The organism is Leclercia tamurae (assembly GCF_025566055.1).
In the GTDB taxonomy this organism is placed as follows: domain Bacteria; phylum Pseudomonadota; class Gammaproteobacteria; order Enterobacterales; family Enterobacteriaceae; genus Enterobacter; species Enterobacter tamurae.
The window spans coordinates 140913-161126 of the sequence record NZ_JAMHKS010000068.1 but is presented as its reverse complement, the minus strand read 5'-3'; the positions used below and the strand labels follow the sequence as shown (position 1 = coordinate 161126).

At 57.9% G+C, this 20214-nt stretch carries 15 protein-coding genes; 5 read left to right on the top strand and 10 right to left on the bottom strand.

Going from position 1 to position 20214, the window contains the following annotated elements:
- The 4 genes from M8318_RS06740 to M8318_RS06725 form a co-directional block, all read right to left on the bottom strand.
- The coding region (locus M8318_RS06740) for a cadherin repeat domain-containing protein (RefSeq protein WP_262661607.1) at positions 1 to 2194 on the bottom strand (2194 nt) is incomplete at its 3' end.
- A 78-nt stretch (positions 2195 to 2272) separates the two neighbouring features.
- A complete protein-coding gene (locus tag M8318_RS06735) occupies positions 2273 to 3505 on the bottom strand; it encodes an HlyD family efflux transporter periplasmic adaptor subunit (protein WP_262661606.1) in 1233 nt (410 codons plus the stop codon).
- Positions 3495 to 5720 carry a peptidase domain-containing ABC transporter gene (locus M8318_RS06730; protein WP_262661604.1) on the bottom strand — a complete coding sequence of 742 codons (2226 nt, stop codon included), beginning with the start codon at positions 5718 to 5720 and terminating at the stop codon, positions 3495 to 3497. Before M8318_RS06730 ends, M8318_RS06735 begins: the two co-directional genes overlap by 11 nt.
- Positions 5720 to 6985: a TolC family protein gene (locus M8318_RS06725; protein WP_262661602.1), complete on the bottom strand. Its 1266-nt coding sequence runs from the start codon at positions 6983 to 6985 to the stop codon at positions 5720 to 5722. The genes M8318_RS06730 and M8318_RS06725 overlap by 1 nt, the downstream gene beginning before the upstream one ends.
- A gap of 671 nt (positions 6986 to 7656) precedes the next feature.
- Between M8318_RS06725 and M8318_RS06720 the strand changes: the two genes are divergently transcribed.
- Together M8318_RS06720 and M8318_RS06715 are read left to right on the top strand one after the other, a co-directional pair.
- The gene (locus M8318_RS06720; protein WP_262661601.1) at positions 7657 to 8583 is read left to right on the top strand and encodes a hypothetical protein; all 927 of its coding nucleotides are present in this window, start codon (positions 7657 to 7659) and stop codon (positions 8581 to 8583) included.
- Positions 8584 to 8829: 246 nt separating this feature from the next.
- Positions 8830 to 9426 carry an urea carboxylase-associated family protein gene (locus M8318_RS06715; protein ID WP_262661599.1) on the top strand — a complete coding sequence of 199 codons (597 nt, stop codon included), beginning with the start codon at positions 8830 to 8832 and terminating at the stop codon, positions 9424 to 9426.
- Between the two features lie 111 nt (positions 9427 to 9537).
- Here M8318_RS06715 and M8318_RS06710 read toward each other — a convergent pair whose 3' ends face one another.
- Genes M8318_RS06710 through hflK form a run of 4 tightly spaced genes read right to left on the bottom strand, consistent with a single transcriptional unit; the run spans position 9538 to position 15182 of the window.
- Positions 9538 to 11430: a heavy metal translocating P-type ATPase gene (locus tag M8318_RS06710; RefSeq protein ID WP_262661597.1), complete on the bottom strand. Its 1893-nt coding sequence runs from the start codon at positions 11428 to 11430 to the stop codon at positions 9538 to 9540.
- The gene (locus tag M8318_RS06705) at positions 11427 to 12458 is read right to left on the bottom strand and encodes an SPFH domain-containing protein (protein WP_262661596.1); all 1032 of its coding nucleotides are present in this window, start codon (positions 12456 to 12458) and stop codon (positions 11427 to 11429) included. The genes M8318_RS06710 and M8318_RS06705 overlap by 4 nt, the downstream gene beginning before the upstream one ends.
- Complete coding sequence (gene hflC / locus M8318_RS06700) at positions 12451 to 13434, bottom strand: protease modulator HflC (RefSeq protein ID WP_262661595.1); 984 nt, start codon at positions 13432 to 13434, stop codon at positions 12451 to 12453. Before hflC ends, M8318_RS06705 begins: the two co-directional genes overlap by 8 nt.
- Positions 13431 to 15182, bottom strand: coding sequence for a protease modulator HflK (gene hflK, locus M8318_RS06695; RefSeq protein ID WP_262661594.1), 1752 nt, complete (start codon positions 15180 to 15182; stop codon positions 13431 to 13433). Before hflK ends, hflC begins: the two co-directional genes overlap by 4 nt.
- A gap of 474 nt (positions 15183 to 15656) precedes the next feature.
- Between hflK and M8318_RS06690 the strand changes: the two genes are divergently transcribed.
- Positions 15657 to 16244, top strand: coding sequence for a DUF4142 domain-containing protein (locus M8318_RS06690; protein WP_262661593.1), 588 nt, complete (start codon positions 15657 to 15659; stop codon positions 16242 to 16244).
- Positions 16245 to 16372: 128 nt separating this feature from the next.
- Positions 16373 to 18205 (top strand): glycoside hydrolase family 15 protein, encoded by a 1833-nt coding sequence (locus tag M8318_RS06685; protein ID WP_262661590.1) that lies wholly within the window; start codon positions 16373 to 16375, stop codon positions 18203 to 18205.
- Here M8318_RS06685 and M8318_RS06680 read toward each other — a convergent pair.
- Positions 18180 to 19010 (bottom strand): DMT family transporter, encoded by an 831-nt coding sequence (locus M8318_RS06680; protein ID WP_262661588.1) that lies wholly within the window; start codon positions 19008 to 19010, stop codon positions 18180 to 18182. The two genes, M8318_RS06685 and M8318_RS06680, sit on opposite strands and share 26 nt — an antisense overlap.
- A gap of 80 nt (positions 19011 to 19090) precedes the next feature.
- On the opposite strand from M8318_RS06680, the gene M8318_RS06675 reads away from it, so the two are divergent.
- Complete coding sequence (locus M8318_RS06675) at positions 19091 to 19768, top strand: SOS response-associated peptidase (protein ID WP_262661587.1); 678 nt, start codon at positions 19091 to 19093, stop codon at positions 19766 to 19768.
- Between the two features lie 42 nt (positions 19769 to 19810).
- Here the strand turns inward: M8318_RS06675 and M8318_RS06670 are convergent, their stop codons facing one another.
- The gene (locus M8318_RS06670) at positions 19811 to 20212 is read right to left on the bottom strand and encodes a type II TA system antitoxin MqsA family protein (RefSeq protein ID WP_106993028.1); all 402 of its coding nucleotides are present in this window, start codon (positions 20210 to 20212) and stop codon (positions 19811 to 19813) included.
- Between the last annotated feature and the right edge of the window lie 2 nt (positions 20213 to 20214).

Below are 20214 nucleotides of genomic sequence, written 5' to 3'. Positions count from 1 at the left end.
CATCGAGGTTGTTGATCCCGAGTGTAACAACCTGGTCGCTGGCATTACCGGCCGCATCGGTGGCGACAACGGTGAAGCTGTAGCTGGCTTTGTTCTCAAAGTCCGGGTTACCGGTCAGGGTGACCGCTCCGGTGGAGGCATCAATAGTCAGGCCCGCATCGCTGCCCGCTTTCAGCGAGAAGGTAACGCCCCCGCTGATATCCGCCGTGTCGGTCGCGGTAGCGGTGTAGATCACCTGACCCGCACCGCTGTTTTCGTCAATCGCCGTGGCGGTTGTGCCGCTGGTGATGGTCGGGGCAACTTCATCGAGGTTGTTGATCCCCAGGGTCACCTTCTGGCTGCTGGCATTGCCTGCCGCATCGGTGGCCACCACGGTGAAGCTGTAGCTGGCTTTGCTCTCAAAATTCGGGTTGCCGAGCAGGGTGACCGCACCGGTGTTCGCATCAATAGTCAGGCCCGCATCGCTGCCCGCTTTCAAGGAGAAGGTGACGCCGTTGCTGATGTCGCCAGTGTCGGTGGCCGTGGCGGTGTAGATCACCTGCCCTGCGCCGCTGTTTTCGTTGATTGCGGTAGCGGTGGTGCCGCTGGTGATGGTCGGGGCAACTTCATCAAGGTTGTTGATCCCCAGGGTCACCTCCTGGCTGCTGGCATTGCCCGCCGCATCGGTGGCCACCACGGTGAAGCTGTAGCTGGCTTTGCTCTCATAATCCGGGTTGCCGATCAGGGTGACCGCACCGGTGGCGGCATTGATGCTGAACAGCGCGCTATCGCCGGTGGTGCTCAGGCTGTAGCTAAACTGGCTGGGGTGGGTGGCGACAGCAGTCCAGACCACCTGGCCTGCCCCGATGTTCTCATCCATGCTGGCCGTCGTGGCGCTGCTGAAGACAGGCGCATGGGTATCAATAATGAGGCTGAGTCCGCCGGACGTGTCAGTGGCGGTCGCTGCGCCTTTAATCAGCAACGACTGCACCTCATCGGACAAACTGCTACTGCTGCCGAGTGTGATCCCGGCAGTGACGGAATCAAGGATGGTCTGGGTGGACGCACCGGCGTTGGCTTCCGCGCCAGAGAATGCCGCCAGCAGGAGACCATATTTTTCACCGGCACTCAGGCCATCGGTCGCATCATAGCTGCCGCCGTTGGTGGCAACGACCGTGGTGTTCAGAATGTCATCCACACCAAACAGGCTGCTAATGGCGGCGGACGTGTCGGCCACCTGCGTCGCACTCAGGGTGGCTGGACTGTCAGCCGTGCCGCCGATGGCTTCCTGAGCCTTGTTATAGGCGAGAGTGGTTAACACGTTAATATTGAGAACGAGGGTACTGTTGTCTCCGGAGATAACACCCATGCTCCAGAGCTGCGCAGAGAGGTCTTTTCCCGCGCCAGTCGCTTCGTCCAGGTAGTCCGCAGCGCTGCCGCTGTTGACGAGCTTAACAATCACCACGCCGCTGTAACTGCCAGCAGAGATGGTTACCGAGCCGTTGGGGCCCAGCGTCCCCGTGCCAATCAGCGTTTTGCCATCGGCCTGATAAATCTCTACATTCAAATCGTTACTGCTGAGCGCCGGGCCGCCGACAAAATTAAGCTCGACGGCGTTCTGTACAGCGGGTTCTCCACCGCCGTTATCGTGCTTGCCGCCATTGTCACTCCCGCTATGACCACTCGCCACGGCAACCCCGACCACGCCACCCAGTGCGAGAGCGCCAGCCAGGTAGCCCAAGTAAGAGTGCGATTGAGGAAGGTAGGTGACCGGATGGCCAGACACCACAGAGCTATTCTGCAGGCCGGCTAAGATACTCTCGAGACCCGGGTGACCAGAGGTCATGCTGGCCAGCGCGTCCGGCGAACCGTGCGCATAGAGAACATGGCTGCCGTCGGCCAACGCCGCCCCTTCGGTGCTACCGGGCGTCATCAGTTGGGTAGCTGTGCCATCAGCAGGCAGGGTGACGCTGGTATCGTTTTGCGAATACCAGTCCTGCAGGGTCAACGTGGTGCCATCGGCATAGTCCAGCTGCAGATCTTGCCCGTGACGCGAAGCCACGACGTCATCGGCCAGCTTTTCCTGATCTTTATCGCCCTGGCGCTTGAGCACCCGGTAAGCTTCACCCGGCGCGGCCTTGTGAATGTTGGCCTGCCCGGCCTGCAGGGTGATACGGGTTTTACCGTTACTGAGCGTATATTGGCGTGGGTTCATCTGGGTCTCGGATGTCATTGTGTGTTGTGTCCAATTGGGGCGAACAGGAAAATCGGGTTGCAACGACCACCTGTGGTGTCATCGCTCCTGGAATGATTCACTGAGTGTTTTGCGTAAAGGTTTAAGTAAAAAGTCCATCAGCGTGCGATCGCCGGTACGGATATCGAGCTGAGATGTCATGCCCGGCAGGATGTCCAGTTGACGACCTGTCGTACTGCGCACAAGCTGCCCCTCTCCTTCTGCATGGCTTTTCAAACGAACATGGACGCGGTAGTAGATCTCCTCGCCACGGGGTGTGTTTTCTTTGAGGGTGTCGGCCGACACATAGATCACCTCCCCCTGCAATGCGCCATAAATGGTGTAATCGAAGGGATCGAGGCGTACGGTAGCTGGCAGTCCAACCTGAACGCGGGCAATATCAGCAGGCAGAACCTTAGCCTCAATGATGAGGGCATCATCTGACGGGACGATCTGCATGATCTCATCACCGGCACGTAATACCCCACCCAGCGTGGTGACGCGGACGTTTTTGACTATCCCAGGTCCCATGGCCGTAAAGACCGTATCGTGCACCTGCTGGCGACGGCCGGCCATCTGTTGCAGCGTCTGGCTCAGGTCATCTTCGGCCTTGGTGAGATCGGCTCGCGCGTCATCCAGAAACTTATTGCGTCGACCCAGCAGGCGGGCACGGGCTTCATTGAGATCGCGCTGCGCGTTAAGCCGCTCACTGGTGCTCACATCCCCAGAGCGTTCAAGCCCGTTCACCAGGTTGAGCTTCTGATTGGCTAAATTGACAGCGGTTTGCAGCGCAGTGATATCTTCCTGCAGGCTCTGACGGCGCTGCAAAAACAGGGCGCGTTCAATGTCTGCCTGTTCGCGCAATGCCGGGCCGGGATCGGACGGGAACCGGGGAGCGTACTGCCCGGTTGATTCTGCGCGCAGTCGGGCAATACGCGCCCGTAGACCGACGATACGCGCGTCCACTTCACCCGCCGCTGCCTCAACGCGGGTGGGGTCGAGACGAGCCAGAATCTGCCCCGCCTTAACATGGTCACCCTCTTTGACGCCCAGTTCGGACAGTACGCCCCCGTCCACGGTCTGGATTATCTGCACCCGGCTGCTGGCGATCACTTCCCCGTGTGCACGTGCGACTTCATCAATGCGAAACCAGGTCGCCCAGATGACAAAACCCAGCACCAGGACGACGATGCTCCCGATAAGCCCGGCGGAGAGTCGGCTACGGTGGTAGTTTTCCAGCCGATGCACGCGAGCGGCGTCAGCGACCTCGTCGTCAAACAGTTCAACGGCCATTAAGGACTCCTGCTGAATTAGATGCTTCAGGCATACGTGTTTTTAAGTTCGTTACTTCAACGGTGGGCCGCGAACCCGTGGCGCGGGCCATTAGTCCTGGCAGCAGCTTGTCCGGAGCACCATCACGGACGATGGTACCTTCCTGCACGACCAGGACGCGGGTGGCAAAATTAACGGCAGCCATCGGACGGTGAGTGGCGACGATGAGGATATCTTCTGGCTGCAGCCTGGCCTGTAATGCTTTCCAGACACGGGCCTCCGCTTCGCCATCCAGCGAGGCCGTCGGTTCATCCAGTAGCCAGATACGGGGACGAGACATCAGCACACGTGCCAGGCCTACCAGCTGGCGCTGACCGCCAGAAAGACCCGAGCCACCTTCGCTGATCGCCATATCCATACCCAGCGGATTACTGGCAGCCACCTGATCCAGCGCCAGATCGCGGGTGACCTCGGTCAGCGTGGTGTCGCTGACTGCCCCTGCGAGCATCAGATTGCTTCTCAGCGTACCTTTGAAGAGCTGCACCGCCTGCGGCAGATAGCCAACCTGAGCACTGACCAGTTGGGGATCGATCTCCCACAAATCGGCATCGCCCAGGCGTACGCGGCCCTCACCGGGGCGATACAGCCCGGACAGGATCTTCAGCAGCGTCGATTTACCGCCGCCAACGGGCCCTAACAGCAGAACGCGTTCACCGGCGTGAAAGCGAAGTGCGGGAATATTGAGTTGTTGTACCGGAGACTGCGGAAAGGCGAAGCGCAGCTTTTCCACACTAATATGTTCTGGCAGGCGATCGGGCAACAGCAGGGTCTGTCCGGGACGACGCTCCGTCGGTTTACGCAGCAGGTTGTTCACCATGTCCAGCGCTTCTCTGACCTGCTGCCATTGCATCAGGTACTGAACGCCCTGACTCACCGGCCCGATGACACGCCCCCCCAGAATACTGCAGGCTACCATGCCCCCGGTGGTCAAATATCCGGCCTCGACGCCCCAGACGCCCACCACGATCCCCATAACATACGCCAGCGTCGACAGACTGCCGGTGGTGTTAGTACAGAACTGACTGAGCGATTTTTGCTGAATGCTGTAGCCAGCGATGGAATTGCTGAGCGTCTGCCAGTCTTGTGCAAAACGCCAGCCAGCATGACTGGCGCGCAGCGTCTCGGCGCCGCGAATACTGTCGACTAACAGGCCCAGACGCTCGTTGCTGCGAAGCATCTGTTGGCGCGTGAGACGGCGTAAGCGCATACGCGTGAACAGGCCAAGCGCCAGCGCGACGGGCAGCATTCCAAGGTAAACCCAGCCGACGGGCCCACCGATCAAACCAATCAGCCCGATAAACAGAAAGGCAAACGGCAGATCCACGATCCCGAAGACCAGACCGGCAGAGACAACCTGCCGTACCGAATCCAGCGCCCCCACCTGCGCGGCCAGCGTGCCCAGACTGCCGGGCTGCTGGTCGAGTTGCAGGTGCAGCAGGTGTTCATAGACATGCTGGGAAAGGCGTTTATCCACACTACTGGCAACGCTGTCCATAACGCGGGCCCGCAGCGTTTTGAGCAGCCAGTCCAGCCCCACAACCAGCACCATCCCCACGACCAGCGTGGTCAGGGTTGCCCAGGCCAGGGTAGGCACCACGCGATCGTAGATCTGCATCGCGAAGAGCGATGTGGGAATGGCCAGGATGTTCACCAGCAGCGTGGCGGCGACGACCTGGAACACCCAACGGCGGTCGCGCAACAGTTCTCGCCAGACCAGGCGTATGGCCGGGTTTTCACTATCAGAGAGGTTTTCTGACTGTACAGGTGAAGCCAGTCTCAACCAGAGAACAGCCGTTTCGTCACCCGCAACCGTACCCGGCGCACCGGTCAGAATATCGTCTACCGTCAGCGTTCGGGATTCGGCACCTTCACGGGTCAGCGTAAGGGTATCGGTATTCCCTCCCTCACTGTGTCGCTCGGCTAGCCACCATGTTTGTTCGTGCCACATCAGTGCCGGGAGTTGACGGGGATCAAAACGCCGCCACGGAAGCAACGCCAGCCGGACATCTTTCATCCCCGCGTCCGACAGTAAACTGCGCACATCATCCTGGGGGCGATCTGTCAATGAAGGAACGGTCTGCGCACGTGCATACGCCTGCGTTAACGCCGCTTTATTCACCGGGGCCTTTAGCTTGTCCAGCAAGGCCAGTAGTTCAGAGAGAGGAACAGATATCATCAGGGAAGGCTCGCAGACGTGTTAGCTAATTGGGTGCCCGGCAGGGCGCCAGAGGTATCGTCCATACGTCCTGTGCGTGCAGCCAGGCGCAGGCAGTCGACCCGCCATGCCGATCGTACCGCTACCAGGGCTTGTTGTTGTTCAGTTAATTCACGCACGGCGTTGAGGACATCCAGCCAGCTCTTGTAGCCCGATTCATACTGGCGACGGAACGAGGCCAGCGTGTCGCTGAGTTCGATGACGGACTGCTCATAACCCGCCATCAGCATCTGGTTAGCATCACGCTGATCGAGCAGCTGGCGCGTCTGAATGTCTTCGCTGTGGCGTTGTTGGGCCAGATCCTGGCGTGCGGACTCCACGCGTTCCAGAGCCGCGTTCTTGAGGCCGCGGTTCACCAGTCCCAGACCTTCCATCGTGCCGGTCACCACGACATTGATCGTATTGTTATTGCTCTGGTTGGGGATACCGGAGTAGTCGTTGCGGGAGGCTTGCAGGGAGACGGTTGGCATCGATGAGGTGCGCTGACGTTCCACATCCGTTTCGGCAAGCGTGACCCCCGCTTCGCGGGCTCGTACGGTCGCACTCTGCGCAAGAATTTGTTCCTGTATAGCCCGATCGGCAGGCAGTTTGAGGATGCTGCCAGGCACCGGCAGGTCGCTTGCGACCGGCACCTGCGTCAAGGATAACAGCGTGGATTCAGCGGTAAGCAGGTCCGATTTGGCCTGTTCGAACGAGGAACGCGCCTGCAACAAGCGGGCCTTCGCCAGGCTGACATCAGCCGAAGACGCCAGTCCTCCCTGCTGACGGCGCTGGATCTGTTCCTGCAACGCCTGATGGTTGGTAACGTTCGATTCTGCAACGGCAAGACGCTCGCGAACACTCTGGACATTCGCATAGGCCACTGCGGTCTCTTCCAGCAAGTCACGACGTGTCGCCCAGGCCGTGGCTTGTTGAGCAAGGGTGTCCGTGTCGGCATAGTCAATGGCGCTGTCGATGCGCCCAAACGCCCATAACGGTTGCGATACACTCAGCGTGGTCGAACTGGAATCATTGTAACCCGAAATTTGCCCCGTCCCCGCGCTGGCCCCAAGGGTTGGCAAACGTGCCGCGCGGGCGCTGTCGGCGTTGGCCTCTTTGGAACGCACAAGCGCCTGCTGACTGGCCAGACTGGGGTGATGGAGCATGGTGCTGCGCAGTGCGGCGTACAACCCCCCCGGCGAAGTGTCGTCAGAGATAGAGTGCGAAGGCGCCCTCGCCTCAGCCATGGTCGCAGAAATGACAAAGGCTAAAGGAAGTATGATTGCAGGAAGAATGCGACAACCGTGTCGCACTGGAAGAAACCCCATGTCTGAAGAGCCCTGTATTTAAGAAAGAGTAAAAGGCCCACCGATCACGATTTTTCTCAGGTTATCCCGACATAACAATGATTTAATAAATGGCACGGCCGGATAACGAGTTGGAAATAAGAAAATGCCTATTGTTTTACGCAATGATTACCGATCAACAACATTCATGTCAATGTGTGTAATCGTGTAATAAAGACTGTAAAACATCGTTAATTGAGACGATAAGTTCATTTAACTCAAATATCCGCAGGATGAAGAAAAACTTTATTAGTGGAATATCTGTTAAGGCAGTGGATAATTTGTCACTAGCGAAAAGTGACAGAGGGAGGTGTTGATTGTTGAGTTAGGCAAGAGAATGTCGTTGCCCCTGAGAGGAAGTGACGTTGTATGGCAAATCAAGGCTGTTATAAAGCGTTATTAACTTATCCAGATCCCAGCCCCGACGTTTACTGTCCAGAGCCATGTTAAACAGAGCCAAATTGAATCCGGCAGACGTTTTTCAGTTTGTTGGGCCTAAAGGTAACTAATACTGTAATTTTGAAAAGCCTGAAATAAGTATGATGCATAAGACATGAAGCTAAAGGACAGACATGACAGCATATTCCAATTCTGATGCGGCAAGGGACTTACGCCCGGCCTTAGACAAGGCACCCGCTGGCGCGGTGAACGGAGAATGGTTCTTTATTACCGAACAGGCAGGCGTCGCCTCACAAACCGGCGGCTACATGTATGCAGACGGGAGTCACGTTGCAGAGGGTAACCACGCTTTTCAGAAGGTCCGGGAGGTTGTCGAGAAACTCGAAGCATCACGGGTACAGCCCTTTAATAAGGTTATGGTTCACTGGACAAGGTCTAAAATACCGTTAATACGGGGGCGCGTTACGGTTGAGACATTATTCGATGAGACAATTGTGCCGCGCGGTCCTCAGGACCCGATTTATGAGATTGCCGCTTTAGCAAGGCGAGCCTTCTGGGAAAAGTATGGCAGCGTCTCAGATGGCTTTACGGTTGAACGAGATGACTCAAATGTACACAACCAGACGAAATGGTTCGGGCCCCATCGCCGGGTGCTCAATATTAAGAGGAACACCACATTAACGCTTGCCACTGATGGCCTCTCGACGCCCTGGGCCGGCATTGCAGACCCGGAAAATGGCGTAGGATGCGAACTTTTCATGGAATTAGACGCTTCGAATATGATCAGCCAGCAGATTGATGACTGGGCTCATCTCTTGATTACCCTGGGGGATCTCGTTGCCGATGGCTATCAGGTTGCTGCTGATGTAGAAAATTATGGCGCAATCCTGTTTTGCGCTCTTACAAACGAATATAACCCAGTAACCCGAATCATCCTCAGCAGTGATAGCCGCAGGATTGATAATTTGCCTTTCGGTTCCGTTCCGCTCATTCGTGTAACGCCGATAGCAGAGTCAGAGATTGCACACCTGGACCAATCCGATGAATGGGCATCAAGCGCAGCAAGACATGCTCTCGCGGAACGGCAGATAGCAATATAGACAATTAACGCGACGTTATTCACGCCCCTTACGAGGCAGAGTGAGTTCAGTCGCTTTCCTTAAAGGAATAACGGCATCAAATGATTGAGCTTGTTCCGCTGTGAGCGAGAAGCGACCTTTTGCTTATCAATGAATATAGTGTGCTGTCTCAATAAGGCGTGGCCATTTGCTTGCATACACAAGAATTGAACATATAGAAATTTTACTGTTACAATATAACACTAATTTAAATTTGGATGTTAAGCCGTGAGTGAGCAAGTAAAGATTGATATTCCTCCGCAGCAAGGGCGCGGTTTCTGGGTCACAAAAGGTCAAACGTTCCGTGTTGTGGACACTGAAGGTCAGCAAGTAGCGGATTTATGGGCAATTGCTACTAACGGCAATGAAAACGATTGGCTCAGCACATCGCAAACACGAGATATTACCGAGCGATTATTTCCCACCGTTGGCGAGTCATTTTACAGTGAAAAAGCCAAACCTTTCCTTACTTTAGTGCAGGATAACTCACCCAGCCCACATGACATGCTTTTCCCTGCGTGTAACCCAGGCTTGTACGAGCGGGCTGGCCTGTCTAACCATCCTAATTGTCGCGACAATCTGCTCCTTGAGCTAAAGAAGGCCGACATAGCGCTTCCTGTTGTTCCTGATCCGGTCAATTTCTTCCAGCGTTCAGAACCTCAGTCAGACGGCAGGCTCGAGGTATTGGCATCGGATAACCCTCCCGGCGGTAATGTCTTACTACGCGCAGAGACCAACCTCTATGTGGTCGTTACGGCCTGCTCTGTTGACTTCCATCCGACGAATGGGGGGCGTTGTACCGGCATAGAGATTACTGTTAGTTAATCATCTGTGTTGTTCCATTACAGTGCTGGCAAACTCATTACTATGCAGCCGAAAATGTCCGCTTCTGGCACCAGGCGGACATCTTTATCATCGCCAGCTAACTAACCCCAATTACATATTCTCCTCAAACCGTAACAGCCGTCCGGCATTGCCCAGCACCAGCAGGGTACTCATATTGTGCAAAATCGCCGCGATTATTGCACCCGATGCACCTAACCACCCAAACGCGGCGGCAGCGACAATGACCAGCGTCCAGCCAAGGCCAATCATCACGTTAATGTGCAGCGTGCGGCGACAGCGGCGGCTTAAGCGCACGCAGGTGCCGAGGCGACGTAAGTCTCCGCCAATCAACACGATATCCGCTGATGCCATGGCAATATCTGAACCACCTGCCCCTATCGCTACGCCGACCACGCCTGCTTTTATCGCCAGCGAATCGTTGATCCCATCGCCAACCACCATCGGGCGGAAGCCGTTATCGATCTGCTCTTTCACCTGGTGCAGTTTGTCGGCGGGCAACGCGCCGGCGATAACCTGGTTAATACCGACCTTTTTGGCGATACGTTGTGCCACGGTCAGGCGATCGCCGGTGAGTAAGAGTTGCTGATGAAGGCCAAGGTCGCGCAGTTGCGCCATCGCGTCGTGCGCTTCTTCGCGAAGGCTGTCGGCAAGTAAAATCCAGCCCCGGAAGCGCCCCGCCAGCACCAGGCCCACTATCGGCCCGTCGTGCAGGGGTTCCGGCGGTAAATCCGCGACCTGGGTTGCCAGTAATGCATATCTGCCAAGCCATGCCTCGCCCGCTGCGGTTGTGGCGGATACGCCGAGGCCCTGATACTCATGCACATTTTGCAGCGCAGGCCACGCGCCTTGTGGCGCGATGTTGACCAGCGCGCAACTCACCGGGTGATTGCTGGTTGTACCGAGACTGGCCGCCAGTGCCGCCAGCGCCTCCGGCGATTCACCCGCTTCCGGACGCAGTTCATGCAGTTGCAGTCTGCCGTGGGTGAGCGTGCCGGTTTTGTCGATAATCACCGCATTGAGCTCGGCGAGTTCTTCGAGGAACGCGGCACCGCGAATCAAAATACCGTGTCGCGCGGCAACGGTCAGGCCAGCAATGGAGGTCGCAGGGGCAGACAGCACCAACGCGCAAGGGCAAGCGGCCACCAGCACGGCGAGCATTGCCTGGTTATTCTGCGTTAAAAACCAGGTGCTGGCGGCGATCAGTAACACCAGCAGCAAGTAGCGGGCCGCATGACGCTCCAGCAGGCGGGTAATCGGCGGGCTGGCCTGCTCCGCGCTTTGCATTAGCGCGATAACACGTCCGAGCGTTGAGGTTTCGCCGGTGCGCGTGACTTCAATACGCAACCGTCCGTCGAGGTTGATCGCGCCGCCATACACGTCCATCCCCGGTTTCACTTCCAGCGGCACGGATTCACCGGTGATCGGCGCGGTATCCAGGCTCGCCTGCCCTTCCAGCACGCGCCCGTCGGCGGGCAAACGGTCGCCCGCCCTCACCTCCACGATATCCCCTGCTACCAGGTCGTGGTTGTCGACATCATGCAGTTTGCCGTCGGCAGCAACACGCCGCGCGCGGCTACGGGTAAGCTTGCTAAGGGCCTCGATGGCCTCTTGCGAGCCAATCACGCTGCGTTCTTCAAGAATATGCCCGACGGTCATGATCAGCGGCAGCAGTGCGGCGGTGAGCATATCTCCTGTTGCCCACGCCCCCAGCAGCGCCAGCGCCACCAGCTGATCGGTAATGCCGTGCAGATCTGGATAGCGCAGGCTGTAAACGGCGTGGCGCAACACCGGAATGCCGACCATCAACGAGGCGGCCCCCAGCAGCATATCGGCGACGGCCACCTGCTCCGGTGCCAGGGCGCGCCACAGCAGGCCGAGAATTAACGTGCCGCTGGCCAGCATGGCCAGAATCAGCCGTTGGGCAATGTTGCGCTGTTCCTGGTGACTTAACGCGCCACCTGGATTCATTGAATCGGTGCTCATCGTGGAGAAGGTTCCTTTTGCCCGGCTGCCTGCAGGATCAGCCTGGCATCATCCTGCGGTGCAACGGTAATGACAGATGCCGCCTGGGCCAGAATTGCCGCAATGCGTTCCCGGTAAACGCGCGCCAGCAGATCCGGATCCTGCGGCGTGTTCGCTAATCGCGTAACCATCGCGGTGTCGGCCTGCGCTTTGGCGACCTTTTCCCGGGCCTGTGCCTGGGCAGTCTGGCGTATCTGGTCAGCATGTTGAGTGGCTTTTTGCCGAATGACAGACGCCTCCGTATTCGCCGTAGCAATCACCTGTGAGGCCATCTGGCTGGCCGTGAGTACGCCATTAAAGGCGGTGACTGTTGTGGCAGGCAGCATCGATTGTACGGTGACGCGCTCAAGGGTAATGCCGGGCGAACTGCCGGCCCGGGCAAGGCGTTGCAGATTATGCTCGATGTTGTGCTGAACATCGGTGCGCAGGCGTTCGCGCTGTTGGGCCACGTTCATGTCGTTGCTGACCATCTCCGGGCGAGCCACCAGGATCCTGTCGAGATCGCGGGCAGCACAGACCGCCACCGCCGCGCGCTCCACCAGGCGGTCGAGGGCGGGGATTACGTGTTCGCCCTGCAACACATAATCTGCCGGGCTGTTGACGCGGTAAAAGACGCTGATATCCAACTGCACCACGCCCGCATCGCCGGTGAGTAAATAGCCTGAACCGGCTAGCGCATCACTTGTACCCGCCTCCAGCGCGTCGGGCGAGCGCAACAGCGCAGTTACGCGATGTTCAATAACCCGGTCAGGTGCAGGCACCATCACCACCTCATCAATCGGCTTCGGCCAGCTCAGCAATAATCCGGGTTCGGCAACGCGTTGCAGGGCGCCAAAATGCAGCACCACGGCGCGACTGTCAGCAGGCACCTGGCGGATGTTCGAAAACAGCCAGCTTGAGGCGGCTATAAGCGTCAACCCAAGCAAGGCATAAAAAGCGAGGTGGATGGACTGCGTCCAGGGCCCGGCAGGTTTTTGCCTCTCACTCATGGGTTTTATCCAGTTTCGGGCCATCGACTAACAGGTTGAAAGGGGCAGCATCGGTGCGTAATACCAGGCGGGTACTGGCGTTCACCACGCCGCTCAGGGCATCAAGCTGACGCAACAGGCGGTAAAGCTGCGGTGAACTGGCGTAAGCCTTAGCGTAGATTTCTGCCGCCTGCGCCTGCGACTGCGCTTCAATGTCGGCGGCCTGAACCTGTGCCTGCGCCTCCACAATGCGCGCGTCGCGCTCTGCCGCCGAACGGATTTCCGCTGCGGCACGTTTGCCTTCGGCGGTGCGCGCGGTGGCGATGGTTTCACGTTCGGCGCGCATCCGGTCGACGGTGGCATTCAGCGTCACCGCCGGGAGCGTCAGGCGTTCGGTTCCCACCTGCACCAGGCGAATGCCGTAGCTTTCCAGCAGCGGCTGGCTGATTTGCGCCTGCAGGTGTGATTCAAACTCGCTGAGTTGCACCTGCGTGCTGTCGGTATTCACCAGTTGTGAAAGGGTAAATCCGCTGGTGGTGGTTTCCAGCGCCGATCCTAAATATGCCCGGATTTGCCGCGCCGCTTCATCGGGCTGGTTTTGCACCGCACGCAGGAAGCGCTGCACATGTTCCGGGGTGTTATCAACCTGCCAGACCGCGTAAGACTGCACGATAATGCGCAGCCCATCCCGGGTGCCGACATCCTGCAAGCCGCTCGAGGTGGTGCGCATGCGCAGATCCACGGTGGTTGCCGTTTCAAACGGCGCAGGCAGACGCCATGCCAGGCCGGGGTTAAGCAGCACGCGCACCGGGTTGCCAAAGCGGGTGATAATCAGCGATTCACCCGAGCGGACCTGCACCAGACTGGCCGCCGCAACAAGAACCAGCACCAGTAAACCCGCCCCGGCAATACGCTTCCAGCCGCCCGTTGCAGGCCCGACTGAATGATGGTGGTGGCTACAGCCGTGGCTGCAACCATGATGATGTGAATGACTCAACGGGATGGCTCCTGGGTCGGTTTTGCAGGCATATCGCGGCGTGCTGCGGCGTTCAATGAGGGAAATTCGCGCAGATCGATGGTCGGGGATGCACCCGCACCAATGCGGCTGTCGATAATCAGCAGTGGGCTATGGCCGAGCGTCTGGCGCAACTGACTAAACCATAATTCGTCGATAAAGACCTGCCCGGCGTGCGCGACCGCCTGCTTTTGCGCGGCAAAGCTGACTGCCGTGGCCTGCGCCTTGCTGGTCATATCGGTGGCATTCATTTGCGCCTGGTTCCGGCGAGTGGTCGCCAGGGTTTGCGCGCTGGCGGCCAGTTCAGCGGCATGACCGCGCTCGCGTGCCACCAGCGCCTGAGCGGAGATTTGTGCCGCCTGCACGCCGTGAAACGCATCGGCGGCACCGGCTGGCGGGTGAATGGCTTCGACCACGGTAGAGAGCAATTCAACGCCGCTGTGTAAGGCGTCGAGTTTTTGCTGTACTGCCCGGTTAATCAGGCTGGCTAAGGCGTTGCGCTGCTCCCCGAGTAACTGTTCCAGCGTGAGTGAGGAAAATTGATGCACCAGCACCTGATTGGCGGTGCTGCGGATCAGCGCCAGCAGATTGTTGCTGCGGTAAGTTGCCGCCAGTGCCGCGTTATCGGTCAAGCCAATGCGCCACATAAAACGCACGTCGCTGTTGATGATTTGCAGGCTCTGCTGGTCATCACTTTGGCTGGCGATGATCTGGGCTTTATCAAAACTGTGGATCGCGTCCCAGAGACGGTCTGCCCCTGGTGGAGCATTACCTTCGGCACTGGCCAGCGGCTCGGGTGCGGTATCGTCCTGTTCCCCGGCGGCCAGTTCATGTACCTGGCCGTTTTCGGTTAACTTCACCTGCCCAAAAGGCCATGGCAGCCCGTAATGCAGCCCTGCGTGCAGCACCGTCACCGGTTTGCCGAACCGTTCGTAGATCCCGCGTTGTGTGGTGGAAACCTGCTTAAACCCGGTCAGCAACCAGCCGCAGACGATCATCACCGTCAGTACCGGCATAAAAACGCGCTTCAGAACCGTTAACGCCCATAGCTGGCGCAGATCGATGCCAAAGTGCTGATGGATTTCGTGTTGTAAAAACAGCATCGGGCGCGGGGGCCAGACAAGCTGGGCCGCCAGCTGGCTTTTTGCCAGATAGTCAGGTTCAGCCTCTTCGGTTTTCGGCGGCATAAAGAGCGAGAACAGGCCGCGCAGCAGGAACTCAATCGCCACCGCCAGCACCACTACGGCGGGCAGATTGATGAAGAGTGCGATATTGAGGGTGGGAAAAACGAACAGCGGTAACGAGAGGCATTGCACCACCAGCGTCAGGCGCAATATCGGCGCGATAAATTTTGCTTCCGGCCAGGCTTCGTTGGCCGTTGCCGCCATATGCCGTTCAGCAACCAGCACGGCAAACATCGCTGTCGCAATAATACCCACCGCCCCCCATCGCAGCCTGCCGTCATCCAGCGCGACGTAATTTGCGCCCCACCCCGCAAGCGCAACACCCATCACCAGGACCGCCATTACGGCGAGCCCTACCCCCTCACTGTTAAGCAGTGCCCCGACGCGCCTGAAATTAACGGGGAGCAACCCGCCGAGGCGCTGATACATGCTCAACTGGGGTGCCGTTGCTGTCAGAACCTCTTCAGTGTTGAGCGGCGGCGAGCAGATGTCCGCGCGCCACTGGCAAATCCGCTGGGCGTGATACCACGCGACCGCTAACAGCATCAGCGCCCCGGCGTTGCTGCATAACAACGCCGGCCACCGGGAAGATGGCGCGAAAAATTGCGCGATCAGCGCCGTCATGAGCATAAGAAAAATTGTCGCACCGAGCCCAAAAACGACTCTGGCGGCGAGTAAGGCCTTAGAGGATGCTAATGAATATCGAGCCTGAGAGGGTTGCATGGCGTTTGAGTTTCGGACGCAAAGTGGAGGCGTCATTGATGTGTATTGTTATCACATAACATATCATCATCGTAAATTTTGGTAAACGAACCGCGTGTAACCATTTGTACAACCGAGCCGTGGGCAAGCGCCTTGCTCTCGTCATTTCCTGCCGCCCTCCGACCAGGACAATAGCTGAATCTGCTGCCACACCCCACCCATCCACTATACTGACCATTGCAGTTGTAATTTGGACAGCAGGAAATGCACGGTTAATGATCTGACATCAACCCTACCCATGACCATCAGGAGAACAACATGCAAAAGCGTAATAACCTGAAAGTGCTGCTGATTGCCTCAGCAGTCGCCGCCATGTTCGGTACTGCTGGCGTGCAGGCCCAGTCGACGAGCGCCGCGCAGAGTGACGCCTCAGCCCAGACCAGCTCGACCGGCTCCATGGCTAAGCTGGACTCCGGCGACGAAAAAGCGTTGAAGGACATGGCGCAGGCCAATATCAATGAAGTTGCCGCCGCTAAGATCGCCCTGAGCAAGGCCAAAAGCAGCGACGTCAAAGCCTTCGCCCAGAAGATGGTCGATGACCACGGCGCTGCCCTGACCAAAGTCCAGACGGTGGCTAAGCAGAAGGACGTGACGCTGCCGACTGAGCCAGACGCCCAACACAAGGCCATGGCTGACAAGCTGGAAAAAGAGAGCGGCGACGCGTTTGACAAGATGTATATGGAGAACGCCGGCACCAAAGACCACAAAATGGTGTTGTCGAAACTGCAAAGTGACGCCAAAAACATTAAGGATCCCGATGTGAAGGCCCTGGCGGACGCGCACACGCCGGTCGTTGAGCAGCATCTTAAATCTGCCGAGCAGATGAAAATGTCAGCAGATAAGTAACCCGCCTGAACTTCAGCCCGTTAACGGGCTGAATTCTCAAATGTTCCCCCTGAAAGCGCGATATCCATCACATTATGCCAGGCTTTATGTGCATCACCACAACGTGACGACACACGCCAGACTAAGGGATGACTCATTTGAAAAATGCTAAATACACTATGCCGTTGCGCGAGGAAGGATTTATTGGTCTGGGGGATTATGCCGCGATCGGTGAGGGCCGCTCGGTGGCGCTCATCGCCCCGGATGGTTCGATCGACTGGTGGAGCGCGCCCAATCTCGACTCCCCGCCCCTATTCGACCGACTACTGGACCCGACCATCGGTGGTTTTTTCAGCCTGACCCCTGCGGTGGACTATACCGTCTCGCGCGCCTATCGCGATGACAGCAACGTGCTGGAAACCCGTTTTGAGACCAAAGATGGCACGGTGTTGTTAACCGAATCGATTAACAGCACCCTGGCGGGGCGTCTGCCCTGGAGTGAACTGGCCCGGCGGCTGGAAGGCGTCCGCGGCACCGTGCCTTTCCGGCTCCATCTGCGCTTCGGGACGATGGTCGAAACGCGCTCGCCCTGGCGGTCAGATACCTTCAAGGGGAGCGTTTACCATATCGGCGACCTGATGGCGATGCTGCACACCAGCGAAAACGTGGTTATTACTCACGCTGATGACGAAGAGATCGAAGCGGAGATCACCCTCAAAAAGGGAAGCCGGGAAGTTGTCGCCCTGCTTGTGACCCAGAGCGAACCGCTGGCGGTGCCGGACATTCAGGCGATTGATAACCGCATTGAAACCAGCCACACCGCCTGGCAGGACTGGGTGAAGGGGCTCAAATATGACGGCCTGTATAAAGATCACGTTATCCGTTCCGCGCTGGCGCTGAAGTTCCTCTGGTATTCACCAACCGGCGCGCTGGCCGCGGCGGCCACCACCTCCCTGCCGGAAGGGATCGGCGGCGAGAAAAACTACGACTACCGCTTTGCCTGGGTGAGAGATGCCTGCCTGATCATCAAAGCTTTTACCTTCCTCGGCACCCTTGAGGAATGTAAGGCGGCGTTTTCCTGGCTGTCGAAAACCATTATCAAACACGGCCCGGAGATGCAGGCCTGCTATACCCTCGAAGGCGAACTGGTCCCGGCGGAGCGTTACGCGGAACTCCAGGGCTATCGGGGTTCGCAGCCGGTACGCATTGGCAATAACGCCCGCGACCAGCGTCAGTTGAGCATGTATGCCGATATGCTTGGCGTGGCAAAACTGTTTGTCGAAGCGGGCCATATTCTGGATACGGGCACCTCGCGCTTCCTCGGGCATCTTGCCAATCAGTGCGCCGACCGCTGGCGCATGAAGGACTCCGGGATCTGGGAGCTGCCGGAAGAGCGTCACTACACTCACTCGAAAATGTCCTGTTGGCTGGCGCTGGACTGCGCCGTGGTGCTGGCGGAGCACAGCCATATCGAACCGACATGGAAGGCGCGCTGGGAACGCGAGCGGGACCGGATCCGCGACTGGGTTGAGGAGCACTGCTGGTCGGAGACCCATCAGTCCTACTGCTTTTACGTCGGGGACGGCGGGCAGCTGGACGCCTCCCTGGCGCTGGTTTCACGCTACGGCATGAAAGTGAACCCGAAACGCATGAAGCTGACCTATGAGGCTATCCATCGCGAGCTGGGCCATAACAGCGCGATGGTCTACCGCTACAGCGGTGTCGAGCAGGAGGAGAGCACCTTCATCGCCTGTTCATTCTGGCTGGCTGAGGCCTGGGCCTCGATGGGCAAGCCAGCGGTTGGCGAGGAGATGATGGAGGAAATTCTGGAGACGCTGTGTCACCGCGGCAACGTTGAAACCTTCAATGAGATGTTTGATACCCGCACCGGCGAGTGGGTGGGCAATATGCCCCAGGGTCTGAGCCATCTCGCCCTCATCTGCGCGGCGCAGGCCATCAGCGAGCATCACGGGCCCGAATGACCAGCGTAATGCCGAGCAGCACGGCACACATCGACACCAGCATGCGCAGGCTGAAGGTTTCGCCGAGCAGCACCACGCCGCCCAGAGTGGCAAGGCAGGGAACGCTAAGCTGCACCGTACTTGCGGTCATGGCTTTCATCTTCGGCAGCAGCGTATACCACAGAGCATAAGCCGCGCCTGATGCCAGTGCCCCGGACGTCATGGCTAATAACAGTCCGGGTGCGCTGGTAAATCTGTCCCCGGACAGCAAGAGCGAGAGAATGACGGTGAAAGGTACGGCGAGGATAAAATTCCCGGTCGTCGCCGGTATGGCTTCCGGCATACTTTTCCCTTTCACAGAGTAGTACGCCCAGGCCAGCCCGGAGCCGATCATCATCAACGCACTGGTTGGTTCCGGGGCATGCGCGCCGGGGAGCAGGAGCAGCAGGGTTCCAGCGACCGCCAGCAACAGCCCCGCGCCCTTCAGCACACCGATTTTTTCTCCCTGCCGCCAGCCATAGATGACCATTGCCGTCTGCACGGTCCCGAACAGTAACAGCGCCCCGGTCCCGGTATCGATCCGCAGATAGGACCAGGACATCGCCAGCACATACAGCGTCAGGGCCAGACCGCTCCGCCAGTCATAATGTATTTTCGATGCCGGCTTTTTTCTGACGCTCATCAGCATCACCAGGAACAGTGCGCCGCTGACGATCCGCACATCGCTGAAGGTCGCCGGATCGATGTGCCCGCCCGTCAGTGCCACCCGGCACAGGACGGAGTTCGCCGCAAACGCCAGCATGGTGAGTATTATTTTTCCTGTCATACCCTCTCTCACAAGTGCAACCTGCCCGTTTCCGGAAAATAGACAACCTATAATACTTACATATACCACCGGAGGTGACTATGTGTGGACGTTTTGCCCAGGCGCAGACCCGGGAAGAGTATCTTGCCTTTCTGGCCGATGAAGCGGATTGCGATATCCCCTACGACCCGCAACCCATCGGGCGCTATAACGTCGCGCCCGGCACCAAAGTATTACTGCTCAGCGAGCGCGAGGATCAGTTGCATCTCGACCCGGTATTCTGGGGTTACGCCCCTGGCTGGTGGGACAAGCCACCGCTGATCAATGCCCGGCAGGAGACCGCCGCCAGCAGCCGGATGTTCAAACCGCTGTGGAACCATGGCCGGGCGATTGTCTTTGCCGATGGCTGGTTCGAGTGGAAAAAAGAGGGGGATAAAAAGCAGCCTTACTTTATCTGTCGCGCCGACGGACAACCCATTTTTATGGCGGCCATCGGCAGCACGCCGTTTGAACGTGGCGATGAGGCGGAAGGATTTCTGATCGTCACCGCCGCGGCGGATAAAGGCCTGGTGGATATCCACGATCGGCGTCCGCTGGTGTTAACGCCAGAGGCAGCACGGGAATGGCTACGGGAGTCGGTGAGCGGGCAAGAAGCAGAAGAGATTGCGCAGACGGGTGCAGTCCCCGCAGACGAATTCCACTGGCATGCCGTTACAAAGGCCGTGGGGAATGTGAAAAACCAGGGGCCAGAATTAATTGATGAGATCAGCACGTCTTAAAGACTGGATTATCTGAGCATCGTTTCTGGCCAGGTTGACCGGTTAAGCCTGCTTCAGTTCGTCCAGAAGTTCAGGATGTTTATCCAGCGCTTTAAACAACAACACTAATGGCCGTGGCGGCGCGACACGCCCCGTTTCATAGCGACTAAAAGCATTGACTCCGCCGCCAAAAATTTCGGCTGCCTGACGTTGGTCCAGATTCAGGCGTTTACGCACGTTTGCGATGAAGGTTGGATCGACCTCTTCAGCGTTTACCTTACGGTTAAACGCCAGAATGGCGGCAAAGTACTCGTCCCCTTCCCCATTGCTAAAAATGATCTCATCACACGCATCGCAAAACTGCCCTTTAACGGCATGAAAGATCGTTTTCTGGCCTTTGTATTCATACGCAATATCGCGGCTTTCGTGTTGAAGCTCCGCGCCACCGCAAACAGGACATTTCATCT

Coding starts and splice junctions, on each gene's coding strand:
- M8318_RS06735 (WP_262661606.1), bottom strand. CDS start 3,505: ATGGCCGTTGAACTGTTTGACGACGAGGTCGCTGACGCCGCTCGCGTG.
- hflK (WP_262661594.1), bottom strand. CDS start 15,182: ATGCTGTTAGCGGTCGCGTGGTATCACGCCCAGCGGATTTGCCAGTGG.
- M8318_RS06725 (WP_262661602.1), bottom strand. CDS start 6,985: ATGGCTGAGGCGAGGGCGCCTTCGCACTCTATCTCTGACGACACTTCG.
- M8318_RS06730 (WP_262661604.1), bottom strand. CDS start 5,720: ATGATATCTGTTCCTCTCTCTGAACTACTGGCCTTGCTGGACAAGCTA.
- M8318_RS06710 (WP_262661597.1), bottom strand. CDS start 11,430: ATGAGCACCGATTCAATGAATCCAGGTGGCGCGTTAAGTCACCAGGAA.
- M8318_RS06690 (WP_262661593.1), top strand. CDS start 15,657: ATGCAAAAGCGTAATAACCTGAAAGTGCTGCTGATTGCCTCAGCAGTC.
- M8318_RS06705 (WP_262661596.1), bottom strand. CDS start 12,458: ATGAGTGAGAGGCAAAAACCTGCCGGGCCCTGGACGCAGTCCATCCAC.
- M8318_RS06685 (WP_262661590.1), top strand. CDS start 16,373: ATGACTCATTTGAAAAATGCTAAATACACTATGCCGTTGCGCGAGGAA.
- M8318_RS06670 (WP_106993028.1), bottom strand. CDS start 20,212: ATGAAATGTCCTGTTTGCGGTGGCGCGGAGCTTCAACACGAAAGCCGC.
- M8318_RS06720 (WP_262661601.1), top strand. CDS start 7,657: ATGACAGCATATTCCAATTCTGATGCGGCAAGGGACTTACGCCCGGCC.
- M8318_RS06675 (WP_262661587.1), top strand. CDS start 19,091: ATGTGTGGACGTTTTGCCCAGGCGCAGACCCGGGAAGAGTATCTTGCC.
- M8318_RS06680 (WP_262661588.1), bottom strand. CDS start 19,010: ATGACAGGAAAAATAATACTCACCATGCTGGCGTTTGCGGCGAACTCC.